This window comes from Streptomyces sp. NPDC017993 (genome assembly GCF_044328065.1).
In the GTDB taxonomy this organism is placed as follows: Bacteria; Actinomycetota; Actinomycetes; order Streptomycetales; family Streptomycetaceae; genus Streptomyces.
In genome coordinates this window covers 307,928-326,351 of record NZ_JBIRGO010000005.1, presented here as the reverse complement: position 1 = coordinate 326,351, position 18,424 = coordinate 307,928, and the positions used below count along the sequence as shown (strand labels likewise).

Annotated in this window: 17 protein-coding genes; 10 read left to right on the top strand and 7 right to left on the bottom strand. The window is 72.7% G+C overall.

All coding sequences use genetic code 11. The features are described 5' to 3' along the window. Nucleotides 1-281 precede the first annotated feature (281 nt). Nucleotides 282-938, top strand: a complete 657-nt coding sequence (locus ACH4FH_RS11060) for a TetR/AcrR family transcriptional regulator (RefSeq protein WP_398555478.1) — start codon at nt 282-284, stop codon at nt 936-938. A 93-nt stretch (nt 939-1,031) separates the two neighbouring features. Here ACH4FH_RS11060 and ACH4FH_RS11055 read toward each other — a convergent pair whose 3' ends face one another. Next, nucleotides 1,032-2,018 carry a DeoR/GlpR family DNA-binding transcription regulator gene (locus ACH4FH_RS11055; RefSeq protein WP_398555477.1) on the bottom strand — a complete coding sequence of 329 codons (987 nt, stop codon included), beginning with the start codon at nt 2,016-2,018 and terminating at the stop codon, nt 1,032-1,034. A 295-nt stretch (nt 2,019-2,313) separates the two neighbouring features. After that, nucleotides 2,314-3,759: an NAD(P)H-quinone dehydrogenase gene (locus tag ACH4FH_RS11050; protein WP_398555476.1), complete on the bottom strand. Its 1,446-nt coding sequence runs from the start codon at nt 3,757-3,759 to the stop codon at nt 2,314-2,316. A gap of 140 nt (nt 3,760-3,899) precedes the next feature. On the opposite strand from ACH4FH_RS11050, the gene ACH4FH_RS11045 reads away from it, so the two are divergent. The 4 genes from ACH4FH_RS11045 to ACH4FH_RS11030 all read left to right on the top strand — a co-directional run bounded on the left by ACH4FH_RS11045 (nt 3,900) and on the right by ACH4FH_RS11030 (nt 8,780). Then, on the top strand, nt 3,900-4,337 hold the full coding sequence (locus tag ACH4FH_RS11045) for a gamma-glutamylcyclotransferase (protein ID WP_227048110.1): 438 nt from the start codon (nt 3,900-3,902) through the stop codon (nt 4,335-4,337). Between the two features lie 182 nt (nt 4,338-4,519). Continuing rightward, nucleotides 4,520-5,341 carry a purine-nucleoside phosphorylase gene (locus ACH4FH_RS11040; RefSeq protein WP_398555475.1) on the top strand — a complete coding sequence of 274 codons (822 nt, stop codon included), beginning with the start codon at nt 4,520-4,522 and terminating at the stop codon, nt 5,339-5,341. Nucleotides 5,342-5,621: 280 nt separating this feature from the next. Next, complete coding sequence (locus tag ACH4FH_RS11035; protein WP_398555474.1) at nt 5,622-7,319, top strand: phospho-sugar mutase; 1,698 nt, start codon at nt 5,622-5,624, stop codon at nt 7,317-7,319. Between the two features lie 219 nt (nt 7,320-7,538). Then, complete coding sequence (locus ACH4FH_RS11030; protein ID WP_398555473.1) at nt 7,539-8,780, top strand: hypothetical protein; 1,242 nt, start codon at nt 7,539-7,541, stop codon at nt 8,778-8,780. 37 nt (nt 8,781-8,817) lie between these two features. Here ACH4FH_RS11030 and ACH4FH_RS11025 read toward each other — a convergent pair whose 3' ends face one another. After that, nucleotides 8,818-9,501 (bottom strand): TetR/AcrR family transcriptional regulator C-terminal domain-containing protein, encoded by a 684-nt coding sequence (locus tag ACH4FH_RS11025; RefSeq protein WP_398555472.1) that lies wholly within the window; start codon nt 9,499-9,501, stop codon nt 8,818-8,820. A gap of 37 nt (nt 9,502-9,538) precedes the next feature. Between ACH4FH_RS11025 and ACH4FH_RS11020 the strand changes: the two genes are divergently transcribed. Further along, nucleotides 9,539-11,110 carry an FAD-dependent monooxygenase gene (locus ACH4FH_RS11020; RefSeq protein ID WP_398555471.1) on the top strand — a complete coding sequence of 524 codons (1,572 nt, stop codon included), beginning with the start codon at nt 9,539-9,541 and terminating at the stop codon, nt 11,108-11,110. 1 nt (nt 11,111) lies between these two features. Here ACH4FH_RS11020 and ACH4FH_RS11015 read toward each other — a convergent pair whose 3' ends face one another. Together ACH4FH_RS11015 and ACH4FH_RS11010 are read right to left on the bottom strand one after the other, a co-directional pair. Then, entirely contained in the window at nt 11,112-11,723 is a 612-nt protein-coding gene (locus tag ACH4FH_RS11015; protein ID WP_398555470.1) for a GNAT family N-acetyltransferase, read from the bottom strand. Nucleotides 11,724-11,818: 95 nt separating this feature from the next. Continuing rightward, nucleotides 11,819-12,448, bottom strand: coding sequence for a PH domain-containing protein (locus tag ACH4FH_RS11010; protein WP_398555469.1), 630 nt, complete (start codon nt 12,446-12,448; stop codon nt 11,819-11,821). Between the two features lie 239 nt (nt 12,449-12,687). Between ACH4FH_RS11010 and deoC the strand changes: the two genes are divergently transcribed. Genes deoC through ACH4FH_RS10995 form a run of 3 tightly spaced genes read left to right on the top strand, consistent with a single transcriptional unit; the run spans nt 12,688 to nt 16,035 of the window. Then, entirely contained in the window at nt 12,688-13,683 is a 996-nt protein-coding gene (gene deoC, locus ACH4FH_RS11005; protein WP_398555645.1) for a deoxyribose-phosphate aldolase, read from the top strand. A gap of 7 nt (nt 13,684-13,690) precedes the next feature. Then, on the top strand, nt 13,691-15,172 hold the full coding sequence (locus tag ACH4FH_RS11000; protein ID WP_398555468.1) for an aldehyde dehydrogenase family protein: 1,482 nt from the start codon (nt 13,691-13,693) through the stop codon (nt 15,170-15,172). Continuing rightward, the gene (locus ACH4FH_RS10995) at nt 15,169-16,035 is read left to right on the top strand and encodes an aldehyde dehydrogenase family protein (protein ID WP_398555467.1); all 867 of its coding nucleotides are present in this window, start codon (nt 15,169-15,171) and stop codon (nt 16,033-16,035) included. Before ACH4FH_RS11000 ends, ACH4FH_RS10995 begins: the two co-directional genes overlap by 4 nt. A gap of 125 nt (nt 16,036-16,160) precedes the next feature. Here the strand turns inward: ACH4FH_RS10995 and ACH4FH_RS10990 are convergent, their stop codons facing one another. Next, nucleotides 16,161-16,556, bottom strand: a complete 396-nt coding sequence (locus ACH4FH_RS10990) for a hypothetical protein (protein WP_398555466.1) — start codon at nt 16,554-16,556, stop codon at nt 16,161-16,163. A gap of 175 nt (nt 16,557-16,731) precedes the next feature. Between ACH4FH_RS10990 and ACH4FH_RS10985 the strand changes: the two genes are divergently transcribed. Continuing rightward, a complete protein-coding gene (locus ACH4FH_RS10985) occupies nt 16,732-17,376 on the top strand; it encodes a uridine kinase (protein ID WP_398555465.1) in 645 nt (214 codons plus the stop codon). A 241-nt stretch (nt 17,377-17,617) separates the two neighbouring features. On the opposite strand, the gene ACH4FH_RS10980 is transcribed toward ACH4FH_RS10985, so the two are convergent. Beyond that, entirely contained in the window at nt 17,618-18,412 is a 795-nt protein-coding gene (locus ACH4FH_RS10980) for a SigE family RNA polymerase sigma factor (RefSeq protein WP_398555464.1), read from the bottom strand. Nucleotides 18,413-18,424: the final 12 nt, after the last annotated feature.

Below are 18,424 nucleotides of genomic sequence, written 5' to 3'. Positions count from 1 at the left end.
GGGGCACAGGCGTTGCCGGGGTTTCGCGGAGTTCGGCCAGGCGTCCGCCGCGGTATGCCGGCAGGTCATCCGCCGTCCGCCGGCCGTCCACCGGCGGCCGGGTGGGGCACCACCTACGGGCGGAGACGTGCCGGCCGGGGCCACAGCTCCGCGGAGCCGGGCCGGGGTGCGCGGCGGGAAGGCCGGGAGGCGGAACACACGCGTGCGGAGGAGGGCTCCGCTTGCGCAATGGCATCCTGGAGCCACCGGGCCGGGACCGGCCCGGTCGAGGGAGGACGGCGATGGCGACCGAGACGGCAGGGCAGCGGCACGCAGGACGGGGTCCGGCGGCAGACGCGTCGGCGGGCCGGCATGCCGTACGCCCGATGCGGGCCGATGCGCGCCGCAACTACGAGCGGCTGCTGACCGAGGCCCGTACGGCCTTCACCGAGCACGGCACGGACACCTCCCTGGAGGACATCGCCCGCCGGGCCGGCGTCGGCATCGGCACCCTCTACCGCCACTTCCCCAACCGCACGGCCCTGATGGGCGCGGTCTTCCAGGGGGAGGTGGACGCGCTGCTGGCGCACGCCAAGGAGCTGGCGGACGCGCCGCAGCCGTGCGTCGCGCTGGTCGAGTGGCTGCGCGCGATCATCACGCACGCCAGCACCTACCGGGGCCTGTCCCGCGCGCTGATGGCGGCCTCGGCCGACGACAGCGACAGCTCGGGGATGGCGCGGTGCAGCGTGCCGATGCGCGAGGCCGGGGGCGCCCTGCTCACCCGCGCCCAGGAGGCCGGTTCGGTGCGCCCGGACGTGAGCATCGGCGATCTGCTGCAGCTGACGAACGGCATCGCCCTGGCCGTCGAGGAATCCCCGGGCGACGCGAAGCTGGCCGACCGGCTGCTGACCCTCACCCTGAGCGGCCTGAAGGCAGGCAGCCGGCAGGCCGCGGGCTGAGCCGGCGCGAGCCGCACCGATCCGCGCGGTTACGCGGCCGCGCGGTCGCGCCACGGCGGCGCGCCGTTCCGCCGCATCCGGTCGCCGGCCGGCTCAGCGCCGCCGGGGCGCCAGATCCGCGACCCGGCCGCCCGGTGCCTCCGCGAGGGAGGCGGCCGAGCGCAGCTGCGGTGCCGCACCGCCACCACCCGGCGGGTGGTTGCGCCGCTGCCCCGGCAGCGGGACGTCCCGCCGAGGGCCCCGCCGGTCTGCCGCCGCACCCTCCATGCCCGGCTGCCCGCCGGCCTGTCCGGCGCCGCAACCGCCCGCGACGGCGATCTGCACTCCCTGGTCCGCCAGGGCCTGCAGTTCGGTCCCGGCCCGGTCGTCGTGCCCCGGCGGCTCGTCGGTGACCAGCCGAGTGATCACGTCCGTCGGCACCGTCTGGAACATGGTGTCGGAGCCGAGCTTGGTGTGGTCGGCGAGCACCACGACCTCCCCCGCCGCCTGCACCAAGGCCCGATCGACGCTGGCGGAGAGCATGTTGGAGGTGGACAGGCCGCGCTCCGCGGTCAGGCCGCTGCCCGACAGGAAGGCGCGGGAGACCCGCAGCCCCTGGAGGGACTGCTCGGCACCGCTGCCGACCAGCGCGTAGTTGGATCCGCGCAGGGTGCCTCCGGTCATCACGACCTCGACACGGTTGGCATGGGCCAACGCCTGCGCGACGAGAAGGGAGTTGGTGACCACGGTCAGGCCGGGCACGCGGGCGAGCCGGCGGGCCAGCTCCTGCGTGGTGGTCCCGGCGCCGACGACGATGGCCTCGCCCTCCTCGACGAAGCTCGCGGCGAGATCGGCGATGGCCGTCTTCTCCGCGGTCGAGAGATGGGACTTCTGTGGAAAGCCCGACTCCCGGGTGAAGCCTCCCGGTAGGACCGCACCGCCGTGTCGGCGGTCGAGCAGTCCTTCTGCCTCCAGCGCCCGCACGTCCCGCCGTACGGTTACTTCGGAGGTCTGGACGACACGGGCGAGCTCCCGGAGCGAGACCGCTCCGTTCGCCCGCACCATTTCAAGGATCAATTGGCGACGTTCTGCAGCGAACACGAAACTGACAGTAACGCCAACGACCGTCTGTTTTCAGCAGGTTGCACCAATTAACGGAAGTTGTGCACACCACGGAGAGCGACGTGGTATGCGGCGCGCATATGTCGAACTCCTGGGCGACGAACGTACTGTGACCCCTGGTCAGCCGCGTCGACGGGGCGTTGGGGCCGTGCGGCACGGTCCGGCACCAGAGCGGTGCATTTCATCCCAAGTGCTCAGTAGGGGCACAAATTTTCCCGCCGTCACGTCCGGAGCGAGAGCCCGGACGTGACGCGCGGAGCGCCCGCCCGCGGAGCTACTCGTTGCCCGACTTGCGCGTGTGGAGCTGCCGGGCGACCTCGGCGATGGAGCCGGAGAGCGAGGGATAGACGGTGAAGGCGCTGGCGATCTGCTCGACGGTGAGGTTGTTGTCGACCGCGATCGAGATCGGGTGGATCAGCTCGCTGGCGCGCGGGGAGACCACCACGCCGCCGACGACGATGCCCGTGCCGGGGCGGCAGAAGAGCTTCACGAAGCCGTCGCGGATGCCCTGCATCTTGGCGCGCGGGTTGCGCAGCAGCGGGAGCTTCACGACCCGGGCGTCGATCCTGCCGTTGTCGACGTCCGCCTGGGAGTAGCCGACGGTGGCGATCTCCGGGTCGGTGAAGACGTTCGCGGAGACCGTCTTGAGGTTCAGCGGCGTGACCGCGTCGCCCAGGAAGTGGTACATCGCGATCCGGCCCTGCATGGCGGCGACGGACGCGAGCGCGAAGACCCCGGTGCAGTCGCCGGCCGCGTAGACGCCGGGAGCGCTGGTGCGGGAGACCTTGTCCGTCCAGATGTGGCCGGATTCCTTGAGGGTGACGCCCGCCTCCTCCAGGCCGATGCCGGCGGAGTTCGGGATGGAGCCGACGGCCACCAGACAGTGCGTGCCGGAGATCGTCCGGCCGTCGGCCAGCGTCACCTCGACGCGGTCGCCGACCCGCTTGACGGCCGACGCGCGGGAGCGGGCCATGACGTTCATGCCGCGGCGGCGGAAGACGTCCTCCAGGACGGCGGCGGCGTCCGGGTCCTCGCCCGGCAGCACCCGGTCACGGGAGGAGACGAGGGTGACGCGGGAGCCGAGGGCCTGATAGGCACCGGCGAACTCGGCGCCGGTGACACCGGAACCGACCACGATGAGCTCCTCGGGGAGCTCGTCGAGGTCGTAGACCTGCGTCCAGTTCAGGATGCGCTCGCCGTCGGGCAGCGCGTCCGGGATCTCCCGCGGATGCGCGCCCGTGGCGATGAGCACGGCGTCGGCGGTCAGCGTCTCCTCGGTCCCGTCGGCCGCGGTCACCGTCACCCGGCGCGAACCGTCCGGCGACTGGCCCGGCTCCAGGCGGCCGCGGCCGCGCATGACCCGGCCACCGGCCCGGGTCACCGACGCGGTGATGTCGTGGGACTGGGCGAGCGCGAGGCGCTTGACGCGGCGGTTGACCTTGCCGAGGTCCACGCCGACGACCCGCGCGGGGCGGTCGACGTGCGGCGTGTCGTCCTCGACGATGATGCCCAGCTCCTCGTACGAGGAGTCGAAGGTCGTCATCACCTCGGCCGTCGCGATAAGAGTCTTCGACGGGACGCAGTCGGTGAGCACCGACGCCCCGCCCAGACCGTCGCAATCGACGACGGTCACCTCCGCGCCGAGAGAGGCGCCCACCAGGGCCGCCTCGTATCCGCCGGGTCCGCCACCGATGATCACGATCCGAGTCACGTACTCCATTGTCCCGTACGCCCTCGTGTCATTCTCCTTGGGGGGCGGGGTGCGTGACTTTTGACCGCCAGTGTGCGCTCCCTCCTGCGGCGTTGTGTGAAGCTCCGGCGCCAAGAGCCGACTCGGCAACCTCCCGTACCCTCAGAACCATGTCGCTCTACGCCGCGTACGCCGGCAACCTCGACGCGCGGCTGATGTCCCGCCGCGCACCGCACTCGCCGCTGCGCGGCACGGGCTGGCTCAACGGCTGGCGTCTGACATTCGGCGGGGAGCAGATGGGCTGGGAGGGGGCGCTGGCGACGATCGTCGAGGCCCCCCGCTCCCAGCTCTTCGTCGCGCTCTACGACATCGCGCCCATGGACGAGGACTCCATGGACCGGTGGGAGGGCGTGGGCCTGGACATCTACCGCCGGATGCGGGTGCGGGTGCACACCCTCGACGGTGACGAGGCCGCCTGGATCTATGTCCTCAACGGCTACGAGGGCGGCCTGCCGTCGGCCCGCTACCTGGGCGAGATCGCGGACGCGGCGGAGTCGGCGGGCGCCCCGCACGACTATGTGATGGAGCTGCGCAAGCGGCCCTGCTGACGGCCGCCGGTCGCGGCGGCCCTCAGCGCACCGGCGGCGCCCCGCCCCGGCCGCACCCGTGCTCCGTACGGGTGACGCGACGCGCCCGGGCGTCTTTTCGTCGAAAGACACAACACAACGATCCCAGGACAGTGGGCAGCAACATCTACGCGCGTAGGGGATTAGCGGCTACCCTCGTCGGCGTGAACGCATTTGCTACTACCGACATCGAGGCAGACCCGCAGGGTGCCGCCGACGCCGCCGCTGCCCGCCTGAGCGAGCTGACCGGCGCCGAGACCCACGACGTCGCCCTGGTGATGGGCTCCGGTTGGGCTCCGGCCGCCGACGCGCTCGGCGCGCCCGAGCACGAATTCCCGGTGACCGAGCTGCCCGGCTTCCCGCCCCCGGTCGTCGCCGGTCACAGCAGCAAGGCCCGCTCCTACAAGATCGGCGAGAAGCGCGCGCTGGTCTTCCTGGGCCGGACCCACTACTACGAGGGCCGCGGTGTCGCCGCTGTCGCGCACGGCGTCCGCACGGCCGCCGCCGCCGGCTGCAAGACCGTCGTCCTCACCAACGGGTGCGGTGGCCTGCGTGACGGCATGCGCCCCGGTCAGCCGGTCCTCATCAGCGACCACCTCAACCTCACCGCCACCTCCCCGATCGTCGGCGCGAACTTCGTCGACCTGACGGACCTGTACTCGCCGCGGCTGCGCGCGCTGTGCAAGGAGGTCGACCCGAGCCTGGAGGAGGGTGTCTACGCCCAGTTCCCCGGCCCGCACTACGAGACCCCTGCCGAGATCAAGATGATCCGGACCCTGGGCGCCGACCTGGTCGGTATGTCCACGGTCCTGGAGGCCATCGCGGCCCGCGAGGCCGGTGCCGAGGTGCTCGGCCTCTCGCTGGTGACGAATCTCGCCGCCGGCATGACGGGCGAGCCGCTCAACCACGCAGAGGTCCTGCAGGCCGGCCGCGACTCCGCGACGCGGATGGGCAGCCTGCTCGCCCAGGTGCTCGGCAAGCTCTGAGACCTCACCCGTGGGGCCGGCCCGGCAGGTGCCTGACACCCGCCGAGCCGGCCCTCGCCGGGCCTCTGCCCGCCGCAGCGCACCCGGTGTCCCCGCCGGGCCCGCGGCTCCCGTCGAGCGCCGGCGCCGGACGCACCGCCCGGTGCGACCGCCACCCCCGCCGGCACGCACGCCGTCGTACGGCATTGGCCGGATCGGCGGCTCGAAGTACCCGCGCGCCGGGTAAGCGTGACGAGCAGCCGAGCGCTCCCCCACCCGCATCCACCGTCAGGAGCATCACGTGGCTACCGATCCCGCGGAGCTGACCAACCGGGCCAGGGCATGGCTGGCCGAGGACCCCGACCCGGAGACCCGGGAGGAGCTGTCCAAGCTCATCGCCACCAAGGACCTCGAAGAGCTGGCCGCACGGTTCTCCGGCACGCTCCAGTTCGGCACCGCCGGGCTCCGGGGTGAACTGGGCGCGGGTCCGATGCGGATGAACCGCGCGGTGGTCATCCGCGCGGCGGCCGGCCTCGCGGCCTATCTGAAGGGCAAGGGCGACGGCGCGGGCCTGGTCGTCATCGGCTACGACGCGCGCCACAAGAGCGCCGATTTCGCCCGGGACACCGCGGCCGTGATGGTCGGCGCGGGACTGCGGGCGGCGGTGCTGCCCCGCCCGCTGCCCACCCCCGTACTGGCCTTCGCCATCCGCCACCTGGGTGCGGTCGCCGGCGTGGAGGTCACCGCCAGCCACAACCCGCCGCGCGACAACGGCTACAAGGTCTACCTCGGGGACGGCTCGCAGATCGTGCCGCCGGCCGACGGCGAGATCGCCGCGGACATCGCCGCCATCGGCTCGCTGGACGACGTGCCCCGGCCCGAGGACGGCTGGGAGACCCTCGGCGACGACGTCCTGGCGGCCTACCTGGCGCGTACGGACGCCGTGCTGACGCCCGGCTCGCCCCGCGACACCCGCGTCGTCTACACCCCCCTGCACGGCGTCGGCCGCGACACCCTCGTCCAGGCATTCGCGCGGGCCGGCTTCCCGGCGCCGACGGTCGTCCCCCAGCAGGCCGAGCCGGACCCGGACTTCCCGACGGTCGCCTTCCCCAACCCGGAAGAACCCGGCGCGATGGACCTCGCCTTCGCCACCGCCCGGTCCCTGGCCCCCGGCAGCGTCGATCTCGTCGTCGCCAACGACCCGGACGCGGACCGCTGCGCCGTCGCCGTGCCGGCCCCCGGTACCCAGGACGGCTGGCGGATGCTGCGCGGCGACGAGGTGGGCGCGCTCCTCGCGGCCCACCTGGTCCGCAAGCACCGCGACGGCCGGGGCGGATCGGGCACCTTCGCCACCACGATCGTGTCGTCGTCGCTGATGTCCCGTATCGCGGCCGCCTCCTCGCTGCCGTACGTGGAGACGCTCACCGGCTTCAAGTGGCTGGCCCGCGTGGACGGGCTGCGCTACGCCTTCGAGGAGGCGCTGGGCTACTGCGTCGACCCGGAGGGCGTCCGCGACAAGGACGGCATCACCGCCGCCCTGCTGATCACCGAGCTGGCCGCCGAACTCAAGCGGTCCGGCCGCACGCTCACCGATCTGCTGGACGACCTCGCGCTGGAGTTCGGGCTGCACGCCACCGACCAGCTCTCGGTCCGCGCCGAGGACCTGTCGCTGATCGCCGACGCCATGCGGCGGCTGCGCGAGCAGCCCCCGACGGTCCTCGCGGGCCTGACGGTCGGCCGGTCCGACGACCTGAACGAGGGCACCGAGACGCTGCCGCCGACCGACGGACTGCGCTACTACCTGGCCGGTTCGCCGGCGGCCGGAGTGGAGAGCGGCCGGGTCGTGGTGCGCCCCAGCGGCACCGAGCCCAAGCTCAAGTGCTACCTGGAGGTCGTGGTTCCGGTGGCCTCGGCGCAGGCACTGCCGGAGGCCCGGACGCAGGCGGCCGCGGCGCTGGCGGCGATCAAGGCCGACCTGTCGGCGGCGGCCGGCATCTGACGACGGCACGAAACGCTGAGCGGGTCCCGTCCGTCGCGGGGCCCGCTCACCGTCTCCGGCCCGCGGCCCGACTCCTGCCGGAGGGGCCGCGGGCCGCCTCGTCTCTCGTACGGGTGACTCCCTTTACGCCACCTGTCGCAGCACTTCAGGGCGGGCGCGCCCGGAGCACGGAAGCCTGGACCCGGACGTACACGCCGCCAGTCCTCCAGGAGTCGCGCAGTGCCCACGACCGCGCCCCCGCCGATCCCCGCCGGCCCGGCCCCGCCGGCATCCCTACCGTCAGGGCCCGGACGGCTGACAGGAGCGCTGGCCGCGGCGCTGCGCAGGGCCGCGCCCGCGCTGCTCGGTTACCTCGCCGTCCGCCTGCTGGGTGCGCTGGTGCTGATGAAGTGGGCGCACCTCAAGCAGCACGGCCTATGGCCCTACCTCGCCTCCCATTGGGATTCGCGCTGGTATCTGGGCATCGCCGAACACGGCTACGAGCAGACCCTCGACGAGCAGTTTTTCAATGCCAACAATCTCGCGTTCTTCCCGCTGTATCCGGTGATCGTCAAGGCCGTCGCCGGGGTCACGCCGGGCTCCCGGGCCAGCATCGGGCTGATCGTCGCCGTCGTCTGCTCGCTCATCGCCGCCTGGGGCGTCTTCGCGGTGGGCGACCGGCTCCACGGGCGCCGGGTCGGCACCGTGCTCGCCGTCCTGTGGGGGGCGACGCCGGTGGCCGTGGTCCAGTGGATGGGCTATACGGAGTCGCTGTTCACGGCCCTGGTGGCCTGGTCGCTGCACGCCGTGCTGACCGGCCGCTGGATCGGGGCCGGCGCCCTGGCCCTGCTCGCCGGCCTCACCCGCCCCACCGGCCTCGCCGTGGCGGCGGCGGTCTCGGTGGCCGCCCTGGTCGCCCTGTGGCGTCTGTGGCACCCACCTGCGGGCCGGGCCGAGGAACGGCCGCCCCCGCGCCACGCCGCCCCGAGGCTGATGCTCGCCGCGCTGCTCGCTCCGCTCGGCTGGCTCGGCTACGTCGGCTGGGTGGGGCTGCGGCTCCACCGTGCCGACGGCTACTTCGCGGTCCAGCGGATGTGGCACAACGAGTGGGACGGCGGCATCGGGACGCTCCGCACCCTGCGCTCGATACTCGGCTACCAACCGCGCCCGCAGCTGTTCTTCGTCGTCGTCTCGCTGGTCCTGATCGCGTCGGTGGTGCTCTATCTGCTGTGCGTCGCCGACCGGCAGCCGCTGCCGCTGCTGGTGTTCAGCGGCGTGCTGCTCGCGGTCGTGCTGGGCAGCGGCGGCGTCTACTTCCCGCGTGCCCGCTTCCTGCTACCCGGCTTCCCGCTGCTGCTCCCGCTGGCCCTCGCGATCGCCCGCGCCCGCCGCAGGACCGCCGTACTGGCCCTCGGCGGCTCGGCCCTGGCGTCCGCCTACCTGGGCGCGTACATGATCCTGGTCTACGGCGGGGCACCGTAACCGCGCCGTCGTGACGCGGGGGCGTCGGGGCGGTGGATCAGGCAAGGCCCGGCCGGCCGGACGCCGTTGCCCCGACTCCCGCGACGATGATCCGTAGTCCCGCCTCGAACCCGGCCTCCACATCGCCGAACATCTCCTGCCCCGCCGCTGCCGCGAGCGGGTGCTTCGCGCCGAGCCGCCGCGCGCGGCTGTCGAGGTCATAGGCCGGGTCGCGGTCCGTCGGATCGTCCGGGTCGGGATGGATCGACTGCTCCTCGATCACCAGCCCGATGGTGAAGTTGTAGACGGTCCACCAGGCCCGCACCGCCTCTTCGAGGGTGAAGCCCTCCTCGGTGAGCCGGCCCAGCAGGCCCTCGATCGGCGCGGCATAGCTCCCGTCCGTCATCCGCGTACCGCTGAAGACCTTGCCGCCGTCGCGGTAGGCGAGCAGTTCCCGGCGCAGCGACCGGGCGCAGGTGAGCAGGGTGTCCTGCCAGGTGCGTGCGAATCCGTCCGCCTCCGGGCCGTCCCCCGACAGCAGCGGCCAGATCATCCGCCGGAACATCTCGGTGGCCATCTCGTCCAGCAGCTCCTGCTTGTTCTTGAAGTGCCAGTACAGGGCGGGAGCCTGGACGTTCAGCTCCTTCGCGATGCGGCGCAGGGTGAGGCCGTCGAGCCCCACCTCGTTCAGCAGGCGCAGCGCGGTGGCCACCACTTGTTTCCGGTCGATGCGCGAAACCATGTTGACAACTTAACACCGTTAAGCGGATGCTCGAAACATGGAACTTAACAGCGTTAAGGAAGCGTGTGAGGCAGCCGCCACGGAGCCCGTTACGGCCGTCGACGTTCTGATCGCGGGCGCCGGCCCCACCGGCCTCGCCCTCGGCATCGATCTCGCGCGGCGCGGCGTCCGCGCCCTGATCGTCGAGCGGCAGCGCAGCCTGTCCCCCGGGGCCCGCGGCACCGGCCTCCAGCCGCGCACCCAGGAGGTATACGACGACCTCGGCGTGCTCCCCGCCGTCCGGGCGGCCGGCGGCCCCTACCCGCCGATGGCGCTGTGGGAGGACGGCCGGATCGCGCGCACCCACGAGATGGTCGAACGCGTCGACCCGACGCCCGGCACGCCGTACTCCAACACCCTGATGATTCCGCAGTGGCGCAATCTCCAACTGCTGCACGAACGACTGTCGGAGCTGGGCGGCCGCGTCCTCCACGGCACCGAGCTGACGGGGTACGAACAGGACGCGGACGGAGTGACGGCCCGGCTCGGCCTGGCGGACGGAGGCTCCCGGACCGTACGGGCCGGCTATCTGGTCGCCGCGGACGGCGGGCGCAGCACCGTCCGCAAGGGGCTCGGCGTCGGCATGAGCGGCCCGCAGCTGACGTCGGGGGCGTGCGTCCTGGCGGATGTGCGGGTCGACGGCCTCGACCGGGACCACTGGCACCGCTGGATGCTGCCGAACGGCGGCTTCGTCGCCCTGCTCCCGCTGGCCGGCACCGACCACTTCCAGGCCTTCGCCGTGGCGTCCCCCGACGAGCCGGACACCTCGCCCGATGGCGTCCGCGCCCTGATCGCCAGGTGGACGCACCTCGTCCCCGAGCAGCTCGGCGAGGTCCTGTGGACCTCCGTCTACCGCCCCCGGGCGGGCATGGCCGACCGCTACCGCCAGGGCCGGATCTTCCTCGCCGGCGACGCGGCGCACATCCACTCCCCGGCCGGCGGCCAGGGCCTGAACACCAGCGTCCAGGACGCCTACAACCTCGGCTGGAAGCTCGGCCAGGTGCTACGCCACGGCGCGCCCGACGCGCTCCTCGACACCTACGAGAGCGAGCGCCGCCCGATCGCCGCCCGCCTCCTGGAGACCAGCACCCGCCTGCACCGCTCCGGCTCGCTGCGCCGCGGCCGCGACCTCCACCAACTCGACATCGGCTACCCCGACAGCCCCCTGAGCAAGGAACTGCGCACGGCCGTCGCCGAGGGCGCACGCACCGCCGGCGACCGTGCCCCCGACGCCCCCTGCCACACCGCCGACGGCCGGCCCACCAGCCTCTTCGACGCCTACCGGGGCCCGCATTTCACCCTGCTCGCCCTGGGCGACACCGATCTCGACGAGGCTGCCCTGCCCGTCGGCCCGGACCTGCTGCGCACCGTCCGCGTAGGTGGACCGGACCCTGATCTGATCGACAAGGACGGCCACATCGGGGACGCCTACGGGGAGGACCCCGGCGTCTTCCTCATCCGGCCCGACGGCCATCTCGCCGCCGCGGCCCCGGCAGAGCGGGCCACCGCGCACCTGACCGACGCCCTGATCCCGTTCATCGCCGGGGGCAGGGCGCGGGCGGCGCGGTAGTTCAAGAGGCCGCCGGGCGCCACATGGTGGTCACGACATGGCCGGTGGCGACGGTGACCCGGCCATGGGCGGCGAAGCCGGCCCTCTCGTACCGCGCGAGGTTCGCCGGGTTGGACGACTCCAGGTAGGCGGGCGCCCCCAGGGCATCGATGCGCGCGAGCCCCTCGGCCAGCAGGCCCATGCCCAGCCCCTTGCCGCGGTGCGCGTCGTGGGTCCCCAGGAGGGTCAGATAGAAGTGCGGCTCGCTCGGGCGGGCCGCCTCCAGCCGGCCGTAGATGCCCAGGATCCCCTCGGCCACTTCCGGGCTCGCCCTGTCGGCCAGGAGGTTCTCCAGGCCGGCTTCCTCCTCCGGCGTCAGCTCGGTGCCGCCCGGCGGGATCCAGACGGCCGCGGCCTCCGCGTTCCGCGTCACCAGCGTCCAGGGATAGCGCAGGGCCGAGGCCACGAAGAGCCGCCACATCGCCGCCGCCTGCCGCGCTCGGCGACCGGGGTCGGGGAAGGCCGGGCCCCACAGCGGGTCGTGGAAGAACGCGGTCGTCATGGTCTCGACGACGGCGTCGAGGTCGGCGGGGCCGGCCACCCGCGCGGGTACCGGCCGAGGTGCGGAGGCCATCGGCCCACCGTAGCCGCGCCGGCGCGAGACACACCCGGCCCCGGTTGCACCATGAGCCACCGGGGCCGCGCGGCGCCCTTGAAGGGGCGGTCCGCCTACTGGAGCCCGATCATGACGGCCAGTCCGACCGCACCCGCCACGCACGGCGCGATGAACTCGTACGCCCAGCGCACCACCGGCTCGCCCGTGGCGCTCTCGCGGTGCGCGGCGCTCTCCTTGATCTCGCGCAGCTCGTCGAGGGTCTGGTCGGCCATGGCGCGCGGGACCGGGCCGTCGTCGCCGCCCAGCCCGAAGCGGCTCCGGGGTGCGCCCGCGCCCCGCGCCGCCTGCTTGCTGACCTTCTTGCGCTGCCGCAGCGAGACCGGCACGGCCCAGAGCTGGTACTTCCCGGCGCTGGTGAAGACCTCGGCGGAGAACGTCGCCCGCAGGTTCTCCACCGCGCCCCAGGGCAGCGTGATCGTGCGGAACGGATTGCGTACCGTCAGCCGGTCCTCGTTCGCCCTGACCCGCGGCCGGAGGGTGAAGGCCGCCACCAGCGGCACGCCGAGGAGCAGCGTGAACAGCGCCGTCAGCTTGGTCCGCGCGTCGCCCCGCAGCAGCGCGTCGCCGCCGAGCCATAGCCCGAGCAGCAGGAGCAGCACACCGCCGACGAGGGCCGCGGGCGAGCGGTAGCTGCGCTCGGCGAACTGCTGTTGCGGCGGGGAGGACCGTTCCGGGCTCGTCATGGTGCCGATTCTGCCTGACGTCCCAGGATGCGGACATTGCGGTACGACAACAGCTCGCGCCCCGCGTCCGGTCAACTCCGCGACGCCGTCGGGGTCCGGAACCGGCGAGCGCAGAGGATCTTGAGGGCAGCGAGGCGCTCCGCACTCCCGGGACGGACGCCCCGCGTGCCGTGTCGGCGAAATCGCAGCGCAGGGGGGTGGCATGCCGCTACGCGCGTAGATATGCTCCTCTCGTGACCATGCCCATCACTGTTCCCGCATACGGCAAGGAAGCCGCGGAACGTCTGGCGTCGATGGCGGACGTGACCGCCGACGACGGTGCGCTGCGCCGCTTCCTGCACGGCCTCCCAGGCGTCGACGCGGTCGGCCTGCAGGCCCGCGCCGCCACCCTCGGCACCCGCTCGATCAAGACGACGGCGAAGGCGTACGCCATCGATCTCGCCATCTCGATGATCGACCTGACGACCCTCGAAGGCGCGGACACCCCGGGCAAGGTCCGGGCGCTGTGCGCCAAGGGCATCTCCCCGGACCCCACCGACCGCACCGCTCCCCGGGTCGCGGCGATCTGCGTCTACCCCGACATGGTCGCGACGGCCAAGGAGGCGCTCGGCGACTCCGGCATCCATGTCGCGTCCGTCGCCACCGCCTTCCCGGCCGGCCGGGCCGCGCTGCCCGTCAAGCTCGCCGACACCCGTGACGCGGTCGCGGCCGGCGCCGACGAGATCGACATGGTGATCGACCGGGGCGCTTTCCTCTCCGGGCGCTACCGCGAGGTCTTCGACGAGATCAAGGCCGTCAAGGAGGCGTGCGCCCGGCCGGACGGCACGGTCGCGCACCTCAAGGTCATCTTCGAGACCGGTGAACTCCAGACGTACGACAACGTCCGCCGGGTCTCCTGGCTCGCGATGCTCGCGGGCGCCGACTTCATCAAGACCTCGACCGGCAAGGTGTCGGTGAACGCCACCCCGCCCGTCACGCTCCTGATGCTGGAGGCGGTCCGCGACTTCCACGCCGCGACGGGCGTGCAGGTCGGCGTGAAGCCGGCCGGCGGCATCCGTACGACCAAGGACGCGATCAAGTACCTGGTGATGGTCAAGGAGACGCTCGGCGAGAGCTGGCTGACCGGCGACTGGTTCCGCTTCGGCGCCTCCAGCCTCCTGAACGATCTGCTGATGCAGCGCCAGAAGCTCAGCACCGGCCGCTACTCCGGCCCCGACTACGTCACGGTGGACTGAGGCACCCATGACCTTCGACTACGCACCCGCCCCCGAGTCCCGCTCGGTCGTCGACATCGCGCCGTCCTACGGCCTGTTCATCGACGGCGAGTTCGCACCCGGCTCCGACGGCAAGGTCTTCAAGACCGTCTCCCCCTCGTCCGAGGAAGTCCTCTCCGAGGTCGCCCAGGCGAGCGCGGAGGACGTCGACCGCGCCGTGCAGGCCGCCCGCAGGGCCTTCGAGAAGTGGTCCGCGCTGCCGGGCGCCGAGCGCGCCAAGTACCTCTTCCGGATCGCCCGGATCATCCAGGAGCGCTCGCGCGAGCTGGCCGTCCTGGAGTCGCTGGACAACGGCAAGCCGATCCGCGAGTCCCGCGACGCCGACCTGCCGCTGGTCGCCGCGCACTTCTTCTACTACGCCGGCTGGGCCGACAAGCTCGACCACGCCGGCTACGGCGCCAACCCCCGCCCCCTGGGCGTCGCGGGCCAGGTCATCCCCTGGAACTTCCCGCTCCTGATGCTGGCGTGGAAGATCGCCCCGGCGCTGGCGACGGGCAACACCGTCGTCCTCAAGCCGGCCGAGACGACCCCGCTCTCCGCCCTCTTCTTCGCGGACATCTGCCGCCAGGCCGGTCTGCCCAAGGGCGTCGTCAACATCCTCACCGGCGACGGCTCCACGGGCGCCGCCCTGGTCGCGCACCCGGACGTCAACAAGGTCGCCTTCACCGGCTCGACCGAGGTCGGCAAGGCCATCGCCCGCACGGTCGCCGGCACGGACAAGAAGGTGACGCTCGAACTGGGCGGCAAGGCCGCGAACATCGTCTTCGACGACGCTCCCGTCGACCAGGCCGTCGAGGGCATCGTCAACGGCATCTTCTTCAACCAGGGCCACGTCTGCTGCGCCGGCTCGCGCCTGCTGGTCCAGGAGTCCGTCGCGGAGGAACTCCTGGAGTCCCTCAAGCGCCGGATGCAGACCCTCCGGGTCGGTGACCCGCTCGACAAGAACACCGACATCGGCGCCATCAACTCCGCCGAGCAGCTCGCCCGCATCACCTCGCTGGTCGACGCGGGCGAGGCCGAGGGCGCCGAACGCTGGGCCCCGGCCTGCGATCTGCCGTCCGCCGGCTACTGGTTCGCGCCGACGATCTTCACCGGCGTCACCCAGGCGCACCGCATCGCGCGCGAGGAGATCTTCGGCCCGGTCCTCTCCGTCCTCACCTTCCGCACCCCCGCGGAGGCGGTGGAGAAGGCCAACAACACCCCGTACGGCCTCTCGGCGGGCATCTGGACGGAGAAGGGCTCCCGGATGCTGTGGATGGCGAACAAGCTCCGCGCCGGGATCGTCTGGTCCAACACGTTCAACAAGTTCGACCCGGCCTCGCCGTTCGGCGGCTACAAGGAGTCGGGCTACGGCCGCGAGGGCGGCCGGCACGGCCTGGAGGCGTACCTCGCCGGGCCCACCGGGCCAACGAGTGAGCGCGGCGAACGAGAAGGGGAGGGCGACCGATGAAGCAGCCTGATCGTTTGAGCGTGCTCAAGACCTACAAGCTGTACGTCGGGGGCAAGTTCCCCCGGTCCGAGAGCGGGCGGGTGTACGAGGTGACCGACTCCAAGGGCAAGTGGCTGGCGAACGCGCCGCTGTCCTCCCGCAAGGACGCCCGTGACGCCGTCGTCGCCGCCCGCAAGGCGTTCGGCGGTTGGGCGGGCGCCACCGCCTACAACCGCGGCCAGATCCTCTACCGGGTCGCCGAGATGCTGGAAGGCCGCCGCGACCAGTTCGTCGCGGAGGTCGCCGACGCCGAGGGGCTGTCGAAGTCCAAGGCGGCGGCGCAGGTGGACGCGGCCATCGACCGCTGGGTCTGGTACGCGGGCTGGTCCGACAAGGTCGCCCAGATCGCCGGCTCCGCCAACCCGGTCGCGGGCCCGTACTTCAACCTCTCCTCCCCCGAACCGACCGGTGTCGTGGCGACGCTGGCCCCCCAGGACTCGTCCTTCCTCGGCCTGGTCTCGGTCATCGCCCCCGCCATCGTCACCGGCAACACGGTCGTTGTGGTGCCCGCGCAGGACGCCCCGCTGCCCGCCCTCTCCCTGGCCGAGGTGCTCGCCACCTCCGACCTGCCGGGCGGCGTCGTCAACATCCTCTCGGGCCGCACGGCGGAGATCGCGGCACCGCTCGCCGCCCACCAGGACGTCAACGCCATCGATCTGACCGGCGCCGACGCCGCGTTGGCGAAGGACCTGGAGACGGCCGCGGCCGACAACCTCAAGCGCGTGCTGCGCCCGGCACCGGCGGACTGGACCGCCGACCCGGGCACCGGCCGGCTGCTGGCCTTCCTGGAGACCAAGACGGTCTGGCACCCGATGGGCGTGTAGGACAGCACAGGCGCGCCCCGGCGCCGACCGGTCAACTGTGCGGGGCCTCGCCTTCCTTGGGCGGGGCCCCGCATCGCTGTCCGCGTTGACCACTCCGGCCGGAGCGGCGCCCCGGCCCGTACGGCTCAGCCCGGCAGCACCGACATCGCCGCCCCCACCACCGGCAGGTCCTGCACGGTGGCGCCCTCCGACAGGGGGCCGGTCGCCGCGGCGGTGCTCACGGGCTTGAAGTCGGCGATCTGGGTGCCGACGATGTTGTTGAGCGGGTCGACGGGGGTGTTCGCCAGCGGGTCCAACTGGACGTGCTTGACGCCGGAGACGCTGCCGCCCGCGGCGTCCAGCAGGGCGCCGGCCAGGGCGGTTGCCCTGCCACCGGAGTCGTTGGCGGCCGGCGTGGGTGCGGCGTGCGCGCCGGCCGCGCCGCCGGCCGCGAGCGCGGCGCCGGCCGCCGAGACGACCAGACCCGCCCGCAGAAGGGCGCGCGGGAAGCGGCCGGGGTTGGGACGCGCGTGTGAGGTCATGTGCTGCCACCTGCCTGTGGGTCGGAAGGCATCCACCGGAAGGAGACCTTCTGCGAGAGCGGAGAACGATTTGGGTAATCGTTTGGCTGCGTAGAGTAGTTGAGGGGGCGGGGGTCGATCCACCTCGGACGCAGGGGGGTACCCCTCTCGGCCCAATGCACGACAATGGCTACCCGTGAGCTCCCACTCCCCCGCCCGGCCGCCCGCCGCCCGCGTCGTCCTGCTGACCGGCCCGTCCGGTTCCGGCAAGACGTCCCTGGCCGCCCTGACCGGCCTGCCCGTCCTGAACCTCGACGACTTCTACAAGGAGGCCACGGATCCGACGCTGCCGCAGCTGCCGGACGGCGGCGGCGCCGACTGGGACTCCCCGCTCTCGTGGGACGCCGGGGCCGCGGTCGCGGCCATCGAGGCGCTGTGCCGCACGGGACGTACCACCGTCCCCGTGTACGACATCTCCGTCAGCGCCCGTGTCGGCGAGGCCGAGATGGGCCTCACAGGGGCGGCGCTGTTCATCGCGGAGGGCATCTTCGCGGCCGACGTCATAGCGGGCTGCCGCTCGGCGGGGCTGCTCGCCGACGCACTGTGCCTGCGCGGCCGCCCCACCACGACCTTCCGGCGGCGGCTGGCCCGGGATCTGCGCGAGGGCCGTAAGTCGGCGCCGTATCTGGTGCGGCGCGGGCTGCGGCTGCTGCGCAACGAACGCACCATCGTCGCCCGGCACAGCGCCCTGGGCGCGCACCCGTGCGCCAAGCCGGAGGCGCTGGCCCGGATATCCGCGGTACGGGCGCAGGACGCGGTCGGCGACACGGTCCGTTCCTGACGAGGCGCCGGTCCGGGATCATCCGCGGGGCCGCCGTGCCACGGGTGACGGGTGACGGGTGAGGCAGGCATCGGCGTGCACGAAAAACGGGTTCGGACAGACCCCCCGGCCGTCCGAACCCGCCTCGTTTCCCCCGTCCCCCCTACTTTCCCCCGTATCCCCCGATACGCCGGCCTCCCCGGAGCGCTCCGGTTCGGCCGTTCCCCCGTATCCCCGTCCCCTCGGGCATTTCCCCCGGTCCTCAGGCCACCAGCTCGCCGAAGGACTCCTCCTCGTCACGGCCGAAGCTGAGGACCTCGTCCTCGCGCAGCCGGCGCAGGGAGCGCCAGATGCTCGACTTCACCGTGCCGACACTGATGTCGAGGATCTCCGCGATCTCCGGGTCCGTGCGGCCTTCGTAGTAGCGCAGCACCAGCATGGTGCGCTGCGTCTCGGGCAGCCGGGCCAGCGCCTGCCACAGGACGGCGCGCAGCTCGGTGCCGCGCATCGCGTCCACGTCGCCGGCCGTCTCGGGCAGTTCCTCGGTCGGGTATTCGTTGAGCTTGCGCCGGCGCCACGCGCTGATGTGCAGATTGGTCATCGTGCGCCGCAGGTAGCCGCCGAGCGCCGCCTTGTCACTGATCCGGTCCCAGGCCCGGTAGGTCGAGAACAGCGCGCTCTGCAGCAGGTCCTCGGCCTCGTAGCGGTCGCCGGTCAAGTGGTAGGCGGTGGCGTACAGGGAGGCGCGGCGCTCCTGGACGTAGGCGGTGAAGGCCGCTTCGGCCTCCGCCGTCTCCGACGTGGAACGCCGTTCCCCCGTGTCCTCCCTGTACGCCGCTCCCCCGGTGTTCCCGGAGCCGTCTCCCCCGATGGCTCCGTTGCCCCCGTTGCGTCCCCCTACGGTCGCGTCGACGGCCACCATGTACGGCGGCCGCTGGCGGCCGACGCCGCGAGCGCACCCGCGCCCTACCGCACCGGACTGGGCCGTGCCGGCCCGTCCGATGTCGTGGAGGCGCGTGATTACTGCGCTGGTGGTGGTGCCGTGCAGTGTGTTCATGTCGCGCCCCCC

Bases quoted from the DNA above. Each gene is read 5' to 3' on its own strand.
- ACH4FH_RS11060 (WP_398555478.1), top strand. From the start codon at position 282: ATGGCGACCGAGACGGCAGGGCAGCGGCACGCAGGACGGGGTCCGGCG.
- ACH4FH_RS11050 (WP_398555476.1), bottom strand. From the start codon at position 3,759: ATGGAGTACGTGACTCGGATCGTGATCATCGGTGGCGGACCCGGCGGA.
- ACH4FH_RS11010 (WP_398555469.1), bottom strand. From the start codon at position 12,448: ATGACGAGCCCGGAACGGTCCTCCCCGCCGCAACAGCAGTTCGCCGAG.
- ACH4FH_RS11020 (WP_398555471.1), top strand. From the start codon at position 9,539: ATGGAACTTAACAGCGTTAAGGAAGCGTGTGAGGCAGCCGCCACGGAG.
- ACH4FH_RS11015 (WP_398555470.1), bottom strand. From the start codon at position 11,723: ATGGCCTCCGCACCTCGGCCGGTACCCGCGCGGGTGGCCGGCCCCGCC.
- deoC (WP_398555645.1), top strand. From the start codon at position 12,688: ATGCCCATCACTGTTCCCGCATACGGCAAGGAAGCCGCGGAACGTCTG.
- ACH4FH_RS10995 (WP_398555467.1), top strand. From the start codon at position 15,169: ATGAAGCAGCCTGATCGTTTGAGCGTGCTCAAGACCTACAAGCTGTAC.
- ACH4FH_RS11045 (WP_227048110.1), top strand. From the start codon at position 3,900: ATGTCGCTCTACGCCGCGTACGCCGGCAACCTCGACGCGCGGCTGATG.
- ACH4FH_RS10990 (WP_398555466.1), bottom strand. From the start codon at position 16,556: ATGACCTCACACGCGCGTCCCAACCCCGGCCGCTTCCCGCGCGCCCTT.
- ACH4FH_RS11025 (WP_398555472.1), bottom strand. From the start codon at position 9,501: ATGGTTTCGCGCATCGACCGGAAACAAGTGGTGGCCACCGCGCTGCGC.
- ACH4FH_RS10980 (WP_398555464.1), bottom strand. From the start codon at position 18,412: ATGAACACACTGCACGGCACCACCACCAGCGCAGTAATCACGCGCCTC.
- ACH4FH_RS11000 (WP_398555468.1), top strand. From the start codon at position 13,691: ATGACCTTCGACTACGCACCCGCCCCCGAGTCCCGCTCGGTCGTCGAC.